This is a genomic window from Erwinia sp., assembly GCF_031978025.1.
Lineage (GTDB): Bacteria > Pseudomonadota > Gammaproteobacteria > Enterobacterales > Enterobacteriaceae > Erwinia.
Map to the genome: position 1 here is coordinate 1 of NZ_DALZCD010000378.1, position 3,202 is coordinate 3,202.

5 protein-coding genes are annotated in these 3,202 nt (G+C 55.2%); 2 read left to right on the forward strand and 3 right to left on the reverse strand.

Going from position 1 to position 3,202, the window contains the following annotated elements:
* Positions 1-26 precede the first annotated feature (26 nt).
* Positions 27-500: a protein CreA gene (gene creA, locus RTK32_RS20520; protein WP_312047182.1), complete on the reverse strand. Its 474-nt coding sequence runs from the start codon at positions 498-500 to the stop codon at positions 27-29.
* A gap of 165 nt (positions 501-665) precedes the next feature.
* On the opposite strand from creA, the gene robA reads away from it, so the two are divergent.
* On the forward strand, positions 666-1,547 hold the full coding sequence (gene robA, locus RTK32_RS20525) for an MDR efflux pump AcrAB transcriptional activator RobA (protein ID WP_312047184.1): 882 nt from the start codon (positions 666-668) through the stop codon (positions 1,545-1,547).
* A gap of 29 nt (positions 1,548-1,576) precedes the next feature.
* Here robA and gpmB read toward each other — a convergent pair whose 3' ends face one another.
* Positions 1,577-2,224 carry a 2,3-diphosphoglycerate-dependent phosphoglycerate mutase GpmB gene (gpmB, locus tag RTK32_RS20530; RefSeq protein WP_312047186.1) on the reverse strand — a complete coding sequence of 216 codons (648 nt, stop codon included), beginning with the start codon at positions 2,222-2,224 and terminating at the stop codon, positions 1,577-1,579.
* Between the two features lie 51 nt (positions 2,225-2,275).
* Here gpmB and yjjX point away from each other — a divergent pair, with 51 nt between their 5' ends.
* Positions 2,276-2,818 carry an inosine/xanthosine triphosphatase gene (yjjX, locus tag RTK32_RS20535; RefSeq protein WP_312047188.1) on the forward strand — a complete coding sequence of 181 codons (543 nt, stop codon included), beginning with the start codon at positions 2,276-2,278 and terminating at the stop codon, positions 2,816-2,818.
* Here yjjX and trpR read toward each other — a convergent pair.
* Positions 2,804-3,133, reverse strand: coding sequence for a trp operon repressor (gene trpR, locus RTK32_RS20540; protein ID WP_312047190.1), 330 nt, complete (start codon positions 3,131-3,133; stop codon positions 2,804-2,806). The genes yjjX and trpR overlap by 15 nt on opposite strands.
* Between the last annotated feature and the right edge of the window lie 69 nt (positions 3,134-3,202).

Genomic DNA, 3,202 nt, shown 5'->3' on the forward strand with positions numbered 1-3,202 from the left:
GTTTTCGCGGCCCCCTCACGTTTGCCTTAGCGACTCCAGGGCATGATGGGTACGGCGCTTAATGCATTTTTAGGCGATCCTTCCACCACCTTGTCGGAATAGCTCAGGTAAATAAGCGCGTTGCGCTTGCGATCGAAAAAACGGACCACCTGAAGCTTTTTGAAGACCAGCGATGTGCGTTTACGGAACACCACTTCACCCTCTGCTTTACCCTGAGCAATCTTGTCGCTGAGCGTTATTGGCCCAACCTGCTGGCAGGAAATAGCAGCGTCCGACGTATCTTCTGCCAAACCTAAACCGCCTTTAATCCCGCCCGTTTTTGCCCGGCTGAGGTAGCAGGTCACGTTTTGGACATCGGGATCGTCGAAAGCTTCGACCACAATTTTATGGTCCGGCCCGAACACTTTGAAAGTAGTATCGACCGAACCAACCACCTCAGCATGCGCCGCGTAAGGCGCGAGCATGATCGCCGTGACCATTAACATTTTTTTTATTGTCATATCGTTACCATTGCATAGAAAATAGATGACATCGTAAGTTACTTCGCTCAACGTATTTACGCTGGCGGACCTGCCGTGCCCCGGTATAGCATAACGGATTCAGAATACGAAAGATCGCTGTCAGCCCCGCTGCTATGCCAATATTAACCAGGATGAGGACGTTTTATGGATCAAGCCGGTATCATTCGCGACCTGCTAGTCTGGCTTGAAGGCCACCTTGACCAGCCGTTGTCTCTGGATCACGTTGCTGCCAGAGCAGGCTATTCAAAATGGCATTTGCAAAGGATGTTTAAAGAAGTGACTGGCCATGCTATTGGCGCCTATATCCGTGCACGCCGGCTTTCAAAAGCTGCGGTCGCGCTGCGCCTGACCAGCCGTCCTATTCTGGATATTGCACTGCAGTATCGCTTTGACTCGCAGCAAACCTTCACGCGCGCATTCAAAAAACAGTTTAATCAGACGCCCGCCTGGTATCGTCGCGCGTCTGACTGGCACTCTTTCGGTCTGCGTCCACCGATCCGTCTGGATGATTTCCAGCTGCCCGAGGCCACGTATGTGAACCTGCCGGAAACGGTACTGGTCGGACAAACGCAAAACTATACCTGTACGCTGGAGCAGATCTCCAGCTACCGCGATGAAATGCGCCTGCACTTCTGGCGGCAGTTTCTGACGGAAACGGACACTATCCCGCCCGTGCTGTACGGTCTGCACCAGTCGCGGCCAAGCGTAGAGAAAGATGATGAGCAGGAAATTCTCTACACTACTGCCGTGCCGTCTGAAAAGCTTACTCACCCGTTTCCGGCAACGCAAACAGTGCTGCTGGAAGGCGGTGAGTATGTGCAGTTTACCTACGAAGGGCCGAGAAACAGCCTGCAGGAATTTATCCTGCTGATTTACGGCACCTGTATGCCGACGCTGCAGCTTACACGCCGTTACGGTCAGGATATTGAGCGTTTCTATACCCACGGCGGAAAAAGACAGCCGGAACCGCCAAAAGATATTCGCTGCGAATATCTGATTCCCATCCGCCGTCAGGTTGAGCCGTGAAGCCGTTTCCGCGTGGCTTCACGCTCCCGTTAACGCTGTAGCTCGTCCAGCGCGGGCGCATCCAGATGCGACACGTCGCCCGCTGTCTCTACCACCCAGCCGGACGCCAGCCAGGCGCTCTTTTGATAATCGACGCGGGAAATGGAGCAGTTGCGCAGCCGCAGTCGACGCTCGGCCCAGGCCGGCAGTCCCAGCAGCGTACTGACCAACGCGCCCAGCGCCATACCGTGGCTGACCAGCAAAGGCCGACTGCCGGCAGGCAGCTGCAGGCAGGCATTGAGCGCCTCATGCATCCGCGCAGCCAGTTCCGTCATGGACTCGCCGTTTGGAATACGTCCGTTTTCGGTACCGTTGATTAGCGCTGTGCGCCAGCTTTCTTCTTCCGGCGTTAACGAATCTAACGGGCGCTGTTCCAGCACACCCATATTGAGTTCACGCAGACGCGGATCCAGCGTGACGTCGCAGCCGCAGGCGTCCGCGATAATTTCAGCCGTTCGTTTGGTACGGCCCAGGTCGCTGGCGATAACGTGGGTGATGCCCAGATGTTTCATCCGTTCCCCCACCTGCCGTGCCTGCTGCTCTCCTTTAGCCGTTAGTGCACTGTCCGACTGTCCCTGAATGCGTCTCGCTGCATTCCAAAGCGTTTCCCCGTGGCGAACAAGATAGACCTGTAGCATTACTGTTTTCCGTTATACTGCGGCAAATTTGCGTAGAAGGTTCAACTAATTATGTACCATGTTGTCGCTGCAACCATCAATCCGGCAAAAATTAAGGCCATTTCGCAGGCTTTTAGCGATATTTTCGGTGAAGGATCCTGCCATATGGAGGGTATCGAGGTCGACAGCGGCGTCGCTGCGCAGCCTCTTACCGATGCAGAAACGAGAACTGGCGCACGTCAGCGTGTACAAAATGCGCGGCGGCTTCGCCCGCAGGCGGATTTTTGGGTAGCCGTTGAAGCCGGTATTGAAGGGGAAAGCGCGTTTGCCTGGATGGTCATTGAAAACCGTCAGCAGCGCGGCGAGTCCCGCTCCGCCAGCTTTACGCTCCCACCGGTCGTGCTGAAAGGCATTATGGCCGGTCGCGAACTGGGCGAAGTGATGGCGAGCCTGACCGGTATTGAAAACATCAAGCACAAAGGTGGCGCGATTGGTGCCTTTACCGCCGGTCAACTCAGCCGCACCAGCGTCTATCATCAGGCGCTTATTTTGGCGCTTTGCCCTTTCCATAACGCCGTATACCAGCAGAAGGCCGAGGGTTCAGATTTTATCTGACCCTTTTAACAGCTGCGCTTCCAGCCAGTCTTTCAACGCGGGCGGTGTGCTTTTCAGGCTGTTGGAGCCTCGGGTAATGGTGGCAATACCGACGCCTAAATCGTTTTTCAGTTCGCGCTGGCTCATTTCGCCGCGCATCAGCTCCTCGATAATACGCAAGCGCGTACCCAACGCCTCGCGCTCGTCTGGCGTCATCATCAGTTGGAGTAGCGGCAGGTGCAGTCCGTTGTCAAAAGCGCGCTGGAGCAGCACAACAAAGCGCTGCCACTCTTCGTTGTGCGGTTCCATAGTGACAGGAATGGAAGGTTTGGTCATAGGTGGCCCATACTCTTTAACTAGTACAGCAGCAGTCTAGCACAGGCCGTTCGGGATCAATAGCGTCGC